The sequence below is a fragment of the Pedobacter sp. genome (assembly GCF_965227205.1).
Lineage (GTDB): Bacteria > Bacteroidota > Bacteroidia > Sphingobacteriales > Sphingobacteriaceae > Pedobacter.
In genome coordinates this window covers 2096434-2112932 of record NZ_OZ245727.1, presented here as the reverse complement: position 1 = coordinate 2112932, position 16499 = coordinate 2096434, and the positions used below count along the sequence as shown (strand labels likewise).

Sequence of the window (16499 nt, the reverse complement as noted above, 5' to 3'; positions counted from 1 at the left end):
TAAAGGTGAAAGCTGAAAGTTACGGATTTAAAGTTAAAGTGAAAAGTACAAAGAGAAAGACTAAAGCGAAATACTAAGCATACTGCTTAGCCAGTTCGTCATTGCGAGGCACGAAGCAATCCTAATGCGAAAGCATCCGTTGTAAGATTGCTTCGTGCCTCGCAATGACGGAAAGTATAATAAAAAAAAATGCCAAATACTAACCATATATTAAAAGTAAAACAACTAAAAACCTTATCAATTTTGATAATGGCACTTTTCGTTGTGAACTTTTCTTTTGCTCAAAAAACAAAACCAGTTGAACCACCAAAACCAATTTTTAAAGGTAAGGATGGGAAATTGGCTTACACAGCTGATGAGCAAGGAAATCGCATTCCTGATTTTTCTTATGCGGGTTACATGGCAGGCGAAAAAGCCATTCCAAATGCTACAATTAAAGTAGTTGTTCCAGTTTCAAAAGGCGATGCTACATTAAGAATTCAATCTGCAATCAACTATGTTTCAAAATTGCCTATCGGGAAAGATGGTTTACGTGGTGCCATTTTATTAGAAAAGGGAATATACGAAGTAGCAGGAACATTAAAAATCTCCGCATCTGGCGTTGTACTACGTGGTAGCGGAACGAATGAAAATGGCACAAAAATCTTTGCAACCGGATTGGATAGAATCGGAGTGGTCAGAATTTTAGGAAAAAGCAACAAAGTTGAGGAATCTCCAATCGTGATTACTGATACTTATGTTCCCGTTAATTCTACAAAAATCACCTTATCAAATGCTTCTGGTTTTAAAGTTGGCGATAAAATTATCATCCATCGCCCATCAACTAAAGAATGGATTGAAACCTTAAAAACTGCCGAGTTTGGTGGTGGCGAAAGTGCTTTAGGCTGGAAACCAGGAATAAGAGATATCCATTGGGATAGAAAAATTACTGCAATCAATGGTTCAACAATTACTTTCGATGCACCAATTACAACAGCTTTAGATGTCAAATTTGGTGGTGCAACCGTTTCAAAATACCATTGGGATGGAAGAATCTCACAATCAGGTGTCGAGAATTTAAAACTTGAATCAGATTATCACAAGGAAAATATTAAAGATGAATATCACCGTTGGAATGCAATCAGTTTAGAAAATGTAGAAGATGCATGGGTTCGTCAGGTTGTTTTTGGGCACTTTGCAGGTTCTGCTGTAAATGTTTTAGAAACAGCAAAAAGAATTACGGTTGAAGATTGTAAATCGCTTGCGCCAGTTTCTGAAATTGGTGGCGAACGTCGCAATACTTTTTATACTACAGGGCAACAAACGCTTTTTCAAAGATTGTATTCAGAATATGGCTACCACGATTTTGCAGTTGGTTTCTGTGCGCCTGGGCCAAATGTTTTCGTTCAGTGCCAATCCTATTTGCCATTTAATTTTAGCGGTACAATTGATAGTTGGGCATCTGGTGTTTTGTTCGATATCGTTAACATCGATGGACAGGCTTTAAGTTATTTAAATCGTGGTCAGGATGGACAAGGAGCAGGTTGGAGTGCTGCAAACAGTGTTTTTTGGCAATGTAGTGCCGCAAGAGTCGATAATCCACAACCACCAACAGCGCAAAATTGGGCTTTCGGTACCTGGGCACAATTCTCAGGAAACGGCTTTTGGGATATGTCTAACGAACAAATCCAACCGCGTAGTTTGTATTATGCGCAGCTGAAAGATAGAGTAGGAAATGATGTTGATGCAAGGGCTTTTGTTTTACCTGTTGAAACTGAAGCATCAAGCAGTCCGCCTGTTGATGTAGCTCAAAAACTAACCAAACTGGCAATTAAACCTGCTTTAACGGTATCAGAATATATTGATGCAGCTGCTGAAAGAAACAAAATATCAACAGAAATAAAAGACGCAAAAAGTATCGATAAAATAGGTTTGGATAAAATTATTCAGCCAAAACTTGCCGATGCAATGACCATAAAAAACGGCTGGCTGGTTCGTGGTAATGAAATTGTTGTGGGCAATCGCCAGGATGTACCTTGGTGGAACGGCAGTGCTCGTCCGTACGGTTTGAAAAAAACTAAATTCCACCTTACAAGATTTGTTCCTGGTCGTGAAGGAAATGGATTAACGGACGATTTAGATGAAATAACCGATTCCATGAAAAATGGTTCAGTAAAAATAATCGACCATAATTATGGGCTTTGGTATGATAGAAGAAGAGACGACCACGAGCGTATCCGCAGAATGGATGGAGAAGTTTGGGCACCTTTTTACGAGCTGCCTTTTGCCCGTAGTGGGCAGGATAAAGCCTGGGATGGTTTGAGCAAATACGACATCACGAAGTACAACCTTTGGTATTGGGATAGGTTAAAAACCTTCGCAAACCTGGCCGACCAAAAAGGCCTGGTTTTAATTCACGAAAACTATTTTCAACACAATATTATCGAAGCTGGTGCGCATTATGCCGATTTTCCTTGGCGCACGGCAAATAACATCAACCAAACTGGTTTCCCTGAACCTGTGCCTTATGCTGGCGATAAACGCATTTTCATGGCAGAGCAGTTTTACGATATCAGCAATGAAAATCGCAAAGCGATACATAAAGCTTACATCAGAAAATGCTTAGAGAATTTTGACGGAAATTCTGGAGTAATTCAATTAATTGGTGCCGAATTTACTGGTCCGTTACATTTTGTTCAATTCTGGATTGATACCATTAAAGAATGGGAAAAGGAAACAGGCAAACATCCGATTATTGGTTTAAGTGTTACAAAAGATGTTCAGGATGCCATTTTAGCCGACCCAAATCGTGCAAATGTGGTTGATTTAATCGACATCAAATACTGGCATTATCAAGCCGATGGAACAGCTTATGCACCACAAGGCGGACAAAATTTAGCACCACGCCAACATGCCCGTTTGCTTAAACCAAAGAAAACATCTTTCGAAGAAGTTTATCACGCAGTTTCTGAATACAAAACTAAATTTCCTGAGAAAGCGGTGATTTATTCAGGCGATAATTTTGATGCTTTCGGTTGGGCAGTTTTAATGGCTGGAGGTTCCCTATCAAATGTTCAAAATCTTGATAAAACTTTATCAAATGCAATTTCAACACTGAAATCAATCATCCCGATAGGTAAAAACAAACAACAATATGGTTTGGAAAATGCAGGTAAAACCTATCTTTTTTACAATGCATCGGCAGAAGCCATTAGTGTAGATTTAACCAAAACGGCTGGGAAATTTAGTGTGAAAATATTGAATAGTAAAACTGGAGCCATCATTAAAGAAGAAAAAATTACTGGCAATGCCATTTCAAAAATTAATAAAGTTGGTACTGAAGACGAGTTAATCTTCATTAATAAAATATAAAATATGACCTTAAAATCTACATTTTACCTTTTATCATTTATATGTTTAACCATTTTCGGTTGTAAGCAGAAGCCACATTTCGGCGATAAAAGCTTACTCGTTTCTGAAAATGGAAGGTATTTAACCACAGGCGATGGAAAACCTTTTTTCTGGTTGGGCGATACGGGTTGGTTATTGTTTGGGCGGTTAAACAGGGAAGAAGCAAATACTTACCTGGAGGATAGAAAGCAAAAAGGTTTTAATGTGATTCAGGTTATGGTTTTACACGATGTGCCTTCTCGAAATATTTATGGCGATTCATCGGTATTGCGAGCTAATGTTGCTAAACCTGCAGTAACTGAAGGGAACGATTTTAAAGATTCTTTAGCTTACGATTATTGGGACCATATTGATTATGTGGTTGATAAAGCCGCAGAAAAAGGACTTTACATGGCTTTAGTACCAGTTTGGGGAACCAATGTTAAAAATGGTAAGGTTAAAGAAGCACAAGCTAAAGTTTACGCTAAGTTTTTGGCTGATAGATATAAAGAAAAGTGGAATATCATTTGGCTAAATGGTGGCGATATAAAAGGTAGCGATGGCTTAAAAGTTTGGAATACAATTGGCGAAACGCTGAGGGCAAACGACCCGAATCATTTAATTACTTTCCATCCAAGAGGAAGAACAGCTGGTTCACAATGGTTTCATAATTCAAAATGGAGTGATTTTGATATGGTTCAGTCAGGACATAGGCGTTATTCGCAAGATACTTCTGCAAAGGAAAAATTGCATTATGGGGAGGATAACTGGAAATACATCGAATCTGATTATAAGCTTAAACCAACCAAACCAACTATTGATGGAGAACCATCTTACGAAGATATTCCGCAGGGATTACATGATGTTCGTGAGCCTCGTTGGACTGATGCAGATGTGCGAAGATATGGTTACTGGTCGGTTTTTGCAGGTGCTTTTGGCTATACATATGGACACAATTCAGTGATGCAGATGTTTAAAAAAACAGATTTAAAACCTGCCTATGGTCCAAAGGATGAGTGGAATGTTGCAATTAATGCCCCTGGAGCGGTTCAAATGAAACACTTAAAAGATTTGATGTTATCCCGTTCATATTTCGACCGTGTTCCAGACCAAACTTTGGTGGCTGGTACTAACGGAGAAAAATACGATAGAGTTTTAGCAACAAGAGGTGAGGAATATGCAATGTTTTATACCTATACAGGCCGAACTTTTAATGTGCAATTAGGGAAAACCGATGGCGATGAAGTGTCTGCCTCATGGTTCGACCCAAGAACAGGAAAAACTACTGTGATAGGAAAGTTTGAAAATAAAGGAATTAAAGAATTTAATCCACCAGGAGAACCAGCAAATGGTAACGACTGGGTATTGATTTTGGATAAGGTATAAAGGAAATGAACACCCCGCCTTTTAGGCACCCCTCTAGTAGAGCGGAATACTAGGCGCATAAAAACCTTGAGTGATAAAAAACTTTGAGGGGAATTCCCCTCTTTCAGAGGGGTGGCCGCAGGCCGGGGTTTTAAAATAAAAAAAATAAAAGTGTTTAAATCAAAAATCATATCATCATTTCGTTTAGCCCTAATTGGCTTAGCTTTCTGCGGATTAACATCTTGCTCAAAGCAGGCCTACTTATTTACCTCTTTTCATGAGCCAGCAAACGAAGGATTAAGGTATTTGTATAGCTATGATGCCTACCACTGGACGGATTTAAACAAAACCTTCTTAAAGCCCGAAATTGGAACACAAAAAGTAATGCGTGATCCATCAATCGTTCAAGGACCTGACGGAACATTTCATTTGGTTTGGACTTGCAGCTGGAAAGGCGATAAAGGATTTGGCTATGCCAATTCGAAAGATTTAATTACCTGGAGTGAACAAAAATTTCTTCCGGTAATGGAAAAAGAGCCAAAAACGGTAAACGTTTGGGCTCCGGAAATTTTTTATGATGATGTGAAAAAGGAATTTGTAATTATTTGGGCATCAACCATCCCGTTTCGTTTTGCAAAAGGAATAGAAGAGGAAGAAAATAATCATCGGATGTATTCGATAACCACGAAAGATTTTACAACTTTCTCTGAACCAAAATTATTTTTCGACCCTGGTTTTAGTGTAATAGATGCCGTGATTGTGAAACGTACGACCAAAGATTATGTGCTGGTTTTGAAAGATAACACTCGCCCGAATAGAAATTTAAAAGTGGCTTTTGGCGTAGATGCTTTGGGGCCATATAAAAACGTTTCAGAAACTTTTAGTCCGAAGTTAACAGAAGGACCAACTGTTGTGAAAGTGAAAAATGATTGGCTGATTTATTTTGATGCGTATGGACAGAAAACGTATTCAGCTTACAAAACTTCAGATTTTAAAACTTTCAAGGATGTAACTAAAGAGGTTTCAATTCCTGAAGGGCATAAACACGGAACGATAATAAAAGTGAAAAGGAAAGTGATTGAGGGGTTGAAGGAGTAATAGATAACTCGTCATTGCGAGGCACGAAGCAATCTTAAAGCGCTGGGTTTTATGCCCAACTTAAGTAGTAGGATTGCTTCGTGCCTCGCAATGACGGGAAGTGTAAAGAAAACTAGAGAATGAAAATATTTAAAATACTTTGTTTAACACTACCATTTGCACTTGCGGTATCAACCTCGCAGGCGCAAGATACTGTACGTTATACAGGGAAAACTTTAGTGAATGCCGATTACCATCACGGGCAATTAACGCCTGTGGTAGGTGTTCATAATATCCAAACTTTCCGGGCAAACAGAGAACATCCGGAATTGGCCGAAAACTTCGGATGGACGTATAACCACGCTCCAATGTTAGCCTACTGGAATAACAAATTCTACGTAGAATATCTTAGCGATAAAGTTGGCGAAAGCATCCCGCCGGGACAAACATTATTGCAATCTTCAGCAGATGGTTATACCTGGACAAAACCAGATGTGATTTTTCCGATTTACAGAATTGCTGATGGAACAACAAAAGAGGGTAGAACTGATGTTGCAAAAGACCTTGATGCCGTGATGCACCAGCGTATGGGTTTTTACGTTTCCACGAAAAATCTATTTCTGGTTTTAGGTTTTTACGCCATTAGTTTCGATGCCAAAGACGACCCGAATGATGGGCATGGAATTGGCAGAGCCGTTCGCGAAATTCAGGCTGATGGAAAATACGGTCCGATTTACTTCATTCATTACAATCCTGGTTACTCAGAGAAAAATACGAAATATCCATACTTCACAAAAAGTAAAAACAAAGCTTTCGTTGCCGCTTGTAATGAATTGTTAGCGAATAAGTTGATGACACAGCAGTGGAATGAAGAAGCGGATAGAAAAGACCCTTTAATCACACTGCAAAAACAATATAAAGCTTTCAGTTATTACCATTTACCTGATGGAAGAGTTGTTGGCTTATGGAAAAATGCATTAACCGCAATCAGCAACGATAACGGTAAAAGCTGGCCTGAAAGTGCTTTTCGTGCCCCAGGTTTTGTAAATAGCAATGCCAAAATCTGGGGACAAAAAACTGCTGATGGTAATTTTGCAACAGTTTACAATCCTTCTGAATACCGCTGGCCTTTGGCCATTTCTACCAGTAAAAATGGTTTGGATTATACCAATTTGTTGTTGATAAATGGCGAAATCACACCCATGCGTTATGGCGGCAATTACAAATCTTACGGTCCGCAATATGTTCGCGGTATTGAAGAAGGAAATGGAAAGCCTGCTGATGGTAAATTATGGGTAACCTACAGTATGAATAAAGAAGATATTTGGGTTTCATCTGTTGTGCTCCCTGTTAATGATAAAGTCTCAGCGCATGTGAATGATGATTTCGGGAAGTTACCAAAAGGTAAAGAACTGGAGCAGTGGAATATTTACAGTCCGCTTTGGGCACCTGTAAAAGTGGAGAATGGCACTTTGGTACTGAAAGACAAAGACCCGTTTGACTATGCAAAAGTAGAAAGGTTGTTTCCTGCATCGAAGAAAATCATCACTTCTTTTTCGGTTACACCAAAGCAGAACGATTTCGGCTTATTGGAAATTGAATTGCAAGACGCAAAAGGAATGGCTTCGGTTCGCTTGACTTTTGATACTGCTGGAAATTTAAGCGGAAAAGCGGGTGCCCGTTATAAAAACTTTATGAAGTATGAAGCTGGAAAAAGCTATGATATTAAGTTGAAATTAGATGCGCACACCAGGTTTTATTCGCTGACAATTAACGGAAAAGAAATGTCTTTAAGTTTAGCTTTTCAGCCTGTGGCTGATGTTTCCCGAATTGTCTTCAGAACTGGCGATACCCGTCGTTTTCCTAATGTAGACACACCTGCCGACCAAACATATGATTTAAAAAACGCAGGAGAATCAGAGAAAAAGGAAGCGGTTTATTCAATTAAGTATTTAAAAACGGAGGGGTTTTAAGATGGGGAAGTTTAGCGTTTGGAGTTTAGGGTTTGGAGTTTTTCCATTGCGGCTTTTCAGTCCGTTCGCAAATGCGAATAATAAAATCGTCATTGCGAGGCACGAAGCAACCTTTTTCGAGAAATTAGATTGCTTCAGCTCACACAAGCCCAGCTTCGCAATGACGACCGCCTTACCTGTATTGCGTTTCAGTAAACCGCTATTGCGAGGTACTGCTTGTTCCGCTTTTTCTGGAGATAAGCCATTCCCAACCGTCATTGCGAGGCACGAAGCAACCTTTTTCGAGAAATTAGATTGCTTCAGCTCACACAAGCCCAGCTTCGCAATGACGACCGCCACACCTGAATTGCGTTTCAGTAAAACGTCATTGCGAGTTACGAAGCAATCTCTTTTATTATTAGTGCTTATTCTACTTTCCTTCTCCGCAAACGCTAAAATCCTTTTGCCTCAAATCTTATCAAGCAACATGGTTTTGCAACGCGATAAACCAGCCAATATTTGGGGTTTTGCATCGCCAGATGAAAAAGTAGAAATCACTTTTGCAGGACAAAAAAAGCAAACCATAGCAGATAAAAATGGAAACTGGTCAGTGGTTTTAACCCCACTAAAAACATCAGCAACGCCTCAAACGATGACTATTTCAGGTACCAACAAAATCGAATTAACCAATATTTTAGTGGGCGAGGTTTGGGTATGTTCTGGTCAATCGAACATGGAATATCAAATGCGTAAGCTGGCGAAAATTCCAAAACCAAAAAATGAAAAATTAGGTTTCCCTGCAGATGAATTAGAAAAAGCAAAAAATACTCATATCAGGATTTTTCTGGTAAATCGTAAACAATTGGCTAAACCCGATTCTGTCCATAAAAGTTGGGCTGTTGCTCAAGATTCAGCTTTGAAAGCTTTTTCGGCAGTTGGTTACTTTTTCGCTAAAGAAGTTCAGGAGAAATTAGGCATTCCTGTCGGGATAATTTCTTCTTCCGTTTCTGGTAGTGCTATCGAACCCTGGATTGCTCCGGAAGCATTTGCGCAAGAGTCTTATTTCAAAAATACTAAAGTTGGCAACGACCCAGGCAAGTTCTATACGCCAATGATTGAGCCACTTTCGAAATTCAAAATCCGTGGTTTTTTATGGTATCAAGGCGAAACCAATTGCTTTTTAAACGAAGACATCAACTATGCTTATAAAATGAAAACCTTAATAAACCTTTGGCGAAAAGCCTGGGGCGAACAAGATTTACCGTTTTATTATGTACAAATTGCACCTTTCGATTACAGTAAACAAAAGAGTGATAAAGTTACACTTACCGCCGAAACGCAACCAAAATTTTGGGAGGCTCAACAGCAAATTTTACGCCTGCCAAATACAGGAATGATTTCGACCAATGATTTGAATGATAACGGTGGCGATTTGCACCCAACCTATAAATGGGAAGTCGGTAGAAGATTAGCGCTGATGGCTTTAGGTAAAACGTATCAACAAAAAACAGCATTTTCTGGACCGATTTATCAAAAAAAGAGAATCTATTTGCAAAACGTCATTTTATCTTTTAATCATCTGAATTACAATGTATCTCGCAATTTTGATGAATTTACAGGTTTTGAAATCGCAGGTAAGGACGGCAAATTTATTAAAGCACAAGCTTTTCAAAAAGGAACGGATATAGTTGTTTCTTCAAAAGAAATTAAACACCCGAAATCAGTTCGCTACAACTGGACAGAAAATCCTACAGGAAATCTTTACAGCAATGGTTTGCCCGCTTTGCCTTTCCGAACCGATAATCCATTAACCAATCAATTTAAAACCAATTAATGAAACGCAGATTTATACTTTTCTTTTGTTTAATCATGATGTTTGGCTTGGTAAAAGCTCAACAAACAGAGAAATTATATCTTTCAGGAACTGGAAATGACAATACCGTAAACTGGGATTTCTTTTGTACGGAAGGGATAAATTCTGGTAAATGGACAACCATTCCTGTGCCTTCAAATTGGGAATTGCAAGGTTTTGGGAAATACAATTATGGTTTCAACAAAGAAGCAAATAAAGGCAAGGAACAAGGACTTTACAAATACAAATTCTCCGTTCCAACCGATTGGAAAAACCAAAAAATTAATATTGTTTTCGAAGGTTCGATGACGGATACGGAAGTTAAAATTAATGGAAAACTGGCCGGAGAAGTTCATCAAGGTTCATTTTATGTTTTCAAATACGATATTTCCAAACTGCTAAAACCATCCGATAATTTACTTGAGGTAAAAGTTTCTAAACACTCAGCCAATCAATCGGTTAACGAAGCTGAACGCAAAGCCGATTTTTGGATTTTTGGTGGCATTTTCAGACCAGTTTATTTGGAATCCTTACCGCAAACGCATATTGATAGAATACAAATTGATGCCAAAGCTGATGGAAATTTGAATGCTCAGTTGACTTACATCGGCGATGCCGATAAATTAGAAATTGAACTTTTTGGTAAAGATGGTAAACGATTTGGCAATAAATTTACCACTCAGATTGAAAAAGGAACTCAGAAATTACTTGTAAATCATCAATTTGATAAACCCGAATTATGGTCTTCAGAGTTTCCAAATCTCTACACAGCTACGTTTACCTTAATCAAAAAAGGAAAGGAAATTCATCAGGTTACAAAAAAAATAGGTTTCAGAACCATCGAAGTTAAAGTACGTGATGGAGTTTACGTAAATGGCGTTAAAATAAAATTCAAAGGCGTAAATCGCCATTCTTTTTATCCTTCATCAGGCAGAACAACCAGTAAAAAAATCAGCATAGCTGATGTTGAACTGATGAAAGAAATGAATATGAATGCCGTTCGTATGTCGCACTATCCGCCTGATGGACACTTTTTGGACGTTTGTGATTCGCTGGGGTTATTTGTGATGGATGAATTGGCCGGATGGCATGGCAATTACGATAAGCAAACTGGAACGAAATTATTAAAAGAAATGATGTTGAATGATGAAAATCATCCATCTATAATATTTTGGGCAAATGGAAATGAAGGTGGACATAACCGAGAACTCGACCATATTTTTCCTGAAGAAGACATTCAGAAACGTGCTGTAATTCATCCTTGGGAAGTTTTTGGAGGTTTTGAAACTACACATTATCGCGAATTTAATTACGGTATTGGCAACTACGACCACGGTCATAATATTTTAATGCCGACAGAATTTTTGCATGGCATGTGGGATGGCGGTCACGGAGCCGGCATCGAAGATTATTGGAATGCGATGTGGAACAACCCACTTTCGGCAGGAGGCTTCCTTTGGGATTTTGCCGACCAGGCCATTGTGCGTACTGATAAAAACGGGGAATTAGATACCGATGGAAATCACGGTCCAGACGGAATTGTTGGTCCTTACCACGAAAAAGAGGGAAGTTTCTTTACGATTAAAGAAGTATGGAGTCCTGTTTTTGTAGAGAAAAGAGAAATGACGGCTGGTTTTGATGGTTCGTTTTTACTGGAAAATCGTTATGCTTTTACAAATCTTAATCAATGCACTTTCGAGTGGAAATTAAAAAAACTTAAAGCAGGCAATGATGCCGATTTCAAAGCGGGAAAAGCTGATGCACCAAACATCAAACCTTTTGAAAAAGGAAAATTGCAAATAAATCTTCCAACAGATTGGAGAAGTTTCGATGCTTTGTATTTAACAATTAAGGATTTCTACGGCAAGGAATTATTTACCTGGAGTTTTCCGATTGCTTTACCAAAAGACGACGCAGCGAAAATTGAGGTAAAAACAGCTTCATCAAAAGTGATTTTAAAAGAAGATGCCAAGGTTTACCAGGTTTCGGCAACTGGTATCGATTTAACTTTCGATAAATCTACTGGATTATTGCAGCAAGCTAAAAATGCTAAAGGTGTAATTCCGTTTTCTAACGGTCCGATTTTGCAGGAAGGCGTAAATAATTTCAAAAACTTTGCAGCTAAAATGGATGGCGAGAACTTGATTATCTCATCCAAATTTGATAAAAAAGAAAGTTGGAATACTTTACAGTGGACAATTTATCCTTCTGGATGGTTAAAAATGGAAGTCAGATATTTCCCTTCTGAATACTTTACCACATTTGTGGGATTGAATTTTTCTTATCCCGAAACTGAAATAAAAGCTGTAGAATATAAAGGTTATGGCCCATATCGCGTTTGGAAAAACAGGATGAAAGGGCAGCAGTTTGGTATCTGGAAAAAGGATTATAATAATTCGGCAACGGGAGAACCTGCTTGGCAATATCCAGAGTTTAAGGGTTATTATTCAAATATGTATTGGTGTGAGTTTGTAGGTAAATCTCAAAATTTTAAAGTGGTTACGGACAGGGAAGATGTCTTCTTGAGATTGTTTACCCCTAAGAAATCAAAGGATACAGAATATGATAACATGAGTCCGACTTTCCCGACAGGAGATATTTCCTTTATGAATGGAATTTCGGCCATTGGAACGAAGACGCAAAAGCCAGAAACCACTGGACCGATGGGGATGAAACATGTGTTTTATGATTTTGATAAGGAACCGAGCAGGGCTTTGGAAATGGTTTTGTATTTTGATTTTTCGGTGCAGTAATCCGTCATTGCGAGGAGGCACGACGAAGCAATCTAATTAGTGAAATGATAGGGAAAAAAAGATTTATCCCGCAGATTAAAATGATTTACGCAGATTAAAAAATACGAGTCTGCGAAAATTCGTGAAATTAGTGGCAGAAAATAAATAACAATAAAATCAGTGTAATCACTTAATCGGTGTAATCAACCGCGAAGCGTAAATGAACATTAAAATATACATAGCGATACTCAGCATCTGGCTACTACCATTTTCAAAAGTGGTGGCGCAGGTTTCGTTGCAAAATATCACCTGCGAAATGCTTACAAATCCTTTGGGGATTGATGCTCAAAAACCGCGTTTTGCGTGGCATATTATTTCTAAAGAAAGAAACGTGATGCAAAGTGCTTATCAAGTTTTGGTAGCTTCATCGTTAGAAAAACTAAATGCCAATGAAGGCGATTTGTGGGATTCTGAAAAGGTAAATTCTTCAGAATCTATTCATGTGAATTATAATGGAAAAGAACTCAAAAGCAGATTAAAAGCCTATTGGAAGGTAAAAGTTTGGACAACTGCTGGTCAAAGCGAATGGTCGGCTAACAACTATTTCTCGATGGGATTGCTGTATTATAAAGACTGGCCAAAAGGTTGGATTGGTTTCGACAGAGCTTTCCCTTTGGATAATATTAAAACCGATTCACGCTTATCTGCAAGGTATTTCAGAAAGGAATTTCAAGCTACAAAAACCATCAAATCGGCTACGGCATCCATTATCGGTTTAGGCTTATACGAGCTTTACATCAATGGAAAAAAAGTTGGAGAAGATGTTCTTGCTCCATCGTCAACAGATTACACCCAAAATGTGAAATACAATACTTTTGATGTTACTTCATACATCAAAAACGGTAAAAATGCAGTTGGAACGGTTTTAGGGAATGGTCGTTTTTTCGCCATGCGCCAAAATGAAAAACCTTATAAAATTAAAACGTTTGGTTTCCCAAAGATGCTGATGAACATCAACATTGTTTATACTGATGAACGACTGCAAACATTGACACGGACGACAGTTGGAAAGGCACTGCCGATGGACCAATCAGAACCAATAACGAATACGATGGCGAAGAATATGATGCGACCAAAGAAGTTTCGGGTTGGAATAATGTCGGTTTCGACGATAGCAAATGGCTAAAAGCCGAATTTGTGCAGGAACCATCAGGTGTAATTGAAGCGCAAATGAATGAAAATATGCGTGTGATGAATACCTTAAAGCCTGTTTCAATTAAAAAACTTTCTGGCGATAGATACATCCTCGATATGGGACAAAACATGGTTGGTTGGCTTAAAATCAAGATAAAAGGTTTAAAAGGAAAACAATTGAAGTTGCGTTTTGCAGAATCTTTGCAGGAGAATGGCGAACTTTTTACAGCTAATCTTCGCAACGCAAAATGTACCGATTTATACACTTTAAAAGGTGGAGAACAAGAAACCTGGGAACCCACTTTTTCTTATCGCGGTTTCAGGTATGTTGAGCTTTCGGGTTATACTTACCAACCTTCGGTAAACGATTTTGTAGGCAAGATGATTTACGATAACATTAAAACCGTTGGAACTTTTGAAACTTCGGATGCTTTAACCAATCAGATTTTCAAAAATGCCTGGTGGGGAATCGCCGGAAATTATAAAGGAATCCCGGTTGATTGTCCGCAGAGAAATGAACGCATGCCTTGGTTAGGCGATAGGGGTGCAGTGGCGTACGGCGAAAATTTCGTTTTTGATAATGGCAGATTTTACACCAAATGGTTACAGGATATTAGAAATTCACAAAAAGAAGATGGAGCGATTCCAGATGTTGCGCCAGCTTTTTGGCGTTATTACAGCGATAACATGACCTGGCCAGGGGCGATGCTTTTGGTTACTGAAATGCTCTACAAGCAAACGGGCAATGTTTCTGTAGTTCGTGATAATTATCCAGCGATGAAAAAATGGCTTGCTTACATGCAAAGCCGCTACATGCAAGATTACATTTTAACCAAAGATAGTTATGGCGATTGGTGTATGCCGCCAATCACGATTGAGTTTGGTCGGGGTAAAAGTGCCGATAAAAAATATCCATCAGCTTTAATTTCAACCGCTTATTATTATCATTTCACACAGTTGATGATTCAATTTGCCAAGGCAATTGGGAACGAAGAAGACGTAAAAACTTACGAGCTTTTAGGTAATAAAATTCAGGGTGCCTTTAACCAGAAATATTATAATGAAAAGGGATTTTATGCCTCAAATGCTTTAACAGATAACATTATTCCGCTTTATTTTGGAATGGTTCCACAAAATAAAGTGGATGAAGTTTTTAAAAATATTACCTACACCATTGAGGTAACTAATAAAGGGCATTTGAGCAATGGTTTAGTCGGCATTCAATGGTTAATGCGTTGTTTAAACGATTATGGCAGGCCAGATTTGGCTTACGCCATCGCCACTAAAAAAACTTACCCAAGTTGGGGATACATGGTGTATAATGGCGCTACAACGATTTGGGAATTATGGAATGGCAACACTTCCGACCCAAAAATGAACTCTCAAAACCATGTGATGATGCTTGGCGATTTATTAATCTGGTATTATGAAAATCTTGCTGGAATTAAATCTGAAAGTCAGGCGTTTAAAAAAATCATCATGAAACCTGAAATGATTAATGGGTTAAATACGGTTAATGCAAGTTATAACTCAACTTACGGATTAATAAAAAGCAATTATACTAAAACGGCAAAACAGTTTAATTGGAATGTAACGATTCCATCAAACACAACAGCTTTGCTTTGCATTCCTGCAAATAATAAGAATGAAATTACAGAGAAACTAAAATCAATTAAGGAATTAAAATTTATAAAAATGGAGGATAACAGAGTGATTTATGAGGTTGGTTCTGGTGAGTATTCTTTTGTGGTGGAGAATAGGTAGTCTTGCGGGTTCCTACCCCTACGAAGGGGGATAGCGAGGAGCAGAATTGCATGATGCAAATAATCTTCGCCTCATCGTCATTTCGAGTGGAGTGCAATGAAATCGAGAAATCTTTTAAGCTAGTTTGAAAGATTCCTCCGCTTCGATTGGAACGAAGGAGCAGAACAAATAAGCATTTTGCTTTACCTCATCGTCATTGAGAGGCACGAAGCAATCTTAAAACGATAGCATTAGGATTGCTTTCCCGAACAATCGGGATAAACTGTACCTCGCAATGACGACCGTTTATGTTAACGGTAAAAACATTTAATAACCAACATAAAATACAATTATGAGAAAGTTTTTAAAACCATTTATGTTACTGATTTTACTGTTAACCACGGTAAATGTTTTCAGTCAAACAAAAGATGTTGCAGTTCCAGAAGAGATTCTAACCAAAGCCAAAGAATGGGTTTCAGCATTAAATTTAACTGAATCTGCAAAGAAATCGACCGTTGAAAATGTAATCGCAGTTCATTTAACAACCGTTAAAGATTGGCATAATGAACATCCATCTTCAACTGTGCCTGATGGAATAAATCCAGTTACAGGAAGCAAGTTAAGCGATTTGGATAAGCAAATCATTGCCGATTCTGCAATGCCTTCAAGCGTTCATCAGTCCTTAATGGATGGTTTGAAAAAGAATCTATCTCCAGAACAAGTCGAAATTATCCTTGATAAATACACTATTGGGAAAGTAGAATTTACGATGAAAGGTTACAAAGCCATCGTTCCAGATTTAACTGCTGATGAAGAAGCAAAGATTTTAGCCTTTTTGAAGCAAGCCAGAGAACAGGCGGTTGATTATAAAAATATGAAACAGATTTCGGCGATTTTTGAAATTTATAAAACAAAATCAGAGCAAATGCTTAACAATAACGGACGTAGCTGGAGAGCGCTGTATAGTGCATATACCAAAAAGATAAAAGAAGAGAAAGCGGCGAAGCAGAAATAGTGAGCCATTTTCGTCATTTCGAGAGGAGTGCAACGAAACCGAGAAATCTTTGAAGCTTGTTTTAAAGATTCCTTCGCTTCAGTCGAAATGATGGAGCAGAATAAATAAGCATTTTGCTTCACCTCATCGTCATTGCGAGGCACGAAGCAATCTTAAAACGATAGCATTAGGATTGCTTCGTACCTCGCAATGACGACTGT

At 38.3% G+C, this 16499-nt stretch carries 9 protein-coding genes and 1 pseudogene; 9 read left to right on the top strand and 1 reads right to left on the bottom strand.

Annotated elements, in window-relative coordinates:
* Positions 1–189 precede the first annotated feature (189 nt).
* From ACO05K_RS08955 to ACO05K_RS08940, 4 genes are all read left to right on the top strand, one after another.
* On the top strand, positions 190–3351 hold the full coding sequence (locus ACO05K_RS08955) for a DUF6298 domain-containing protein (protein WP_421944100.1): 3162 nt from the start codon (positions 190–192) through the stop codon (positions 3349–3351).
* Between the two features lie 3 nt (positions 3352–3354).
* Positions 3355–4755 carry a glycoside hydrolase family 140 protein gene (locus tag ACO05K_RS08950; protein ID WP_421944099.1) on the top strand — a complete coding sequence of 467 codons (1401 nt, stop codon included), beginning with the start codon at positions 3355–3357 and terminating at the stop codon, positions 4753–4755.
* 150 nt (positions 4756–4905) lie between these two features.
* Positions 4906–5832, top strand: coding sequence for a glycoside hydrolase family 43 protein (locus tag ACO05K_RS08945; RefSeq protein ID WP_421944098.1), 927 nt, complete (start codon positions 4906–4908; stop codon positions 5830–5832).
* A 119-nt stretch (positions 5833–5951) separates the two neighbouring features.
* On the top strand, positions 5952–7784 hold the full coding sequence (locus ACO05K_RS08940; RefSeq protein WP_421944097.1) for a six-hairpin glycosidase: 1833 nt from the start codon (positions 5952–5954) through the stop codon (positions 7782–7784).
* On the opposite strand, the gene ACO05K_RS08935 is transcribed toward ACO05K_RS08940, so the two are convergent.
* Positions 7764–8123 carry a hypothetical protein gene (locus ACO05K_RS08935; protein ID WP_421944096.1) on the bottom strand — a complete coding sequence of 120 codons (360 nt, stop codon included), beginning with the start codon at positions 8121–8123 and terminating at the stop codon, positions 7764–7766. The two genes, ACO05K_RS08940 and ACO05K_RS08935, sit on opposite strands and share 21 nt — an antisense overlap.
* Positions 8124–8226: 103 nt before the next feature.
* Between ACO05K_RS08935 and ACO05K_RS08930 the strand changes: the two genes are divergently transcribed.
* The 5 genes and pseudogenes from ACO05K_RS08930 (at position 8227) to ACO05K_RS08910 (ending at position 16299) form a co-directional block, all read left to right on the top strand.
* Positions 8227–9597 (top strand): sialate O-acetylesterase, encoded by a 1371-nt coding sequence (locus tag ACO05K_RS08930; protein WP_421944095.1) that lies wholly within the window; start codon positions 8227–8229, stop codon positions 9595–9597.
* The gene (locus ACO05K_RS08925) at positions 9597–12368 is read left to right on the top strand and encodes a glycoside hydrolase family 2 TIM barrel-domain containing protein (RefSeq protein WP_421944094.1); all 2772 of its coding nucleotides are present in this window, start codon (positions 9597–9599) and stop codon (positions 12366–12368) included. The genes ACO05K_RS08930 and ACO05K_RS08925 overlap by 1 nt, the downstream gene beginning before the upstream one ends.
* 199 nt (positions 12369–12567) lie before the next feature.
* Positions 12568–13541, top strand: a pseudogene (locus tag ACO05K_RS08920) (alpha-L-rhamnosidase N-terminal domain-containing protein); the annotation flags it as partial.
* Positions 13542–13544: 3 nt separating this feature from the next.
* Positions 13545–15305: a family 78 glycoside hydrolase catalytic domain gene (locus ACO05K_RS08915; RefSeq protein ID WP_421946288.1), complete on the top strand. Its 1761-nt coding sequence runs from the start codon at positions 13545–13547 to the stop codon at positions 15303–15305.
* 331 nt (positions 15306–15636) lie between these two features.
* A complete protein-coding gene (locus ACO05K_RS08910) occupies positions 15637–16299 on the top strand; it encodes a DUF3826 domain-containing protein (protein ID WP_421944093.1) in 663 nt (220 codons plus the stop codon).
* Positions 16300–16499 lie beyond the last annotated feature (200 nt).

Coding starts and splice junctions, on each gene's coding strand:
- ACO05K_RS08950 (WP_421944099.1), top strand. CDS start 3,355: ATGACCTTAAAATCTACATTTTACCTTTTATCATTTATATGTTTAACC.
- ACO05K_RS08910 (WP_421944093.1), top strand. CDS start 15,637: ATGAGAAAGTTTTTAAAACCATTTATGTTACTGATTTTACTGTTAACC.
- ACO05K_RS08940 (WP_421944097.1), top strand. CDS start 5,952: ATGAAAATATTTAAAATACTTTGTTTAACACTACCATTTGCACTTGCG.
- ACO05K_RS08925 (WP_421944094.1), top strand. CDS start 9,597: ATGAAACGCAGATTTATACTTTTCTTTTGTTTAATCATGATGTTTGGC.
- ACO05K_RS08955 (WP_421944100.1), top strand. CDS start 190: ATGCCAAATACTAACCATATATTAAAAGTAAAACAACTAAAAACCTTA.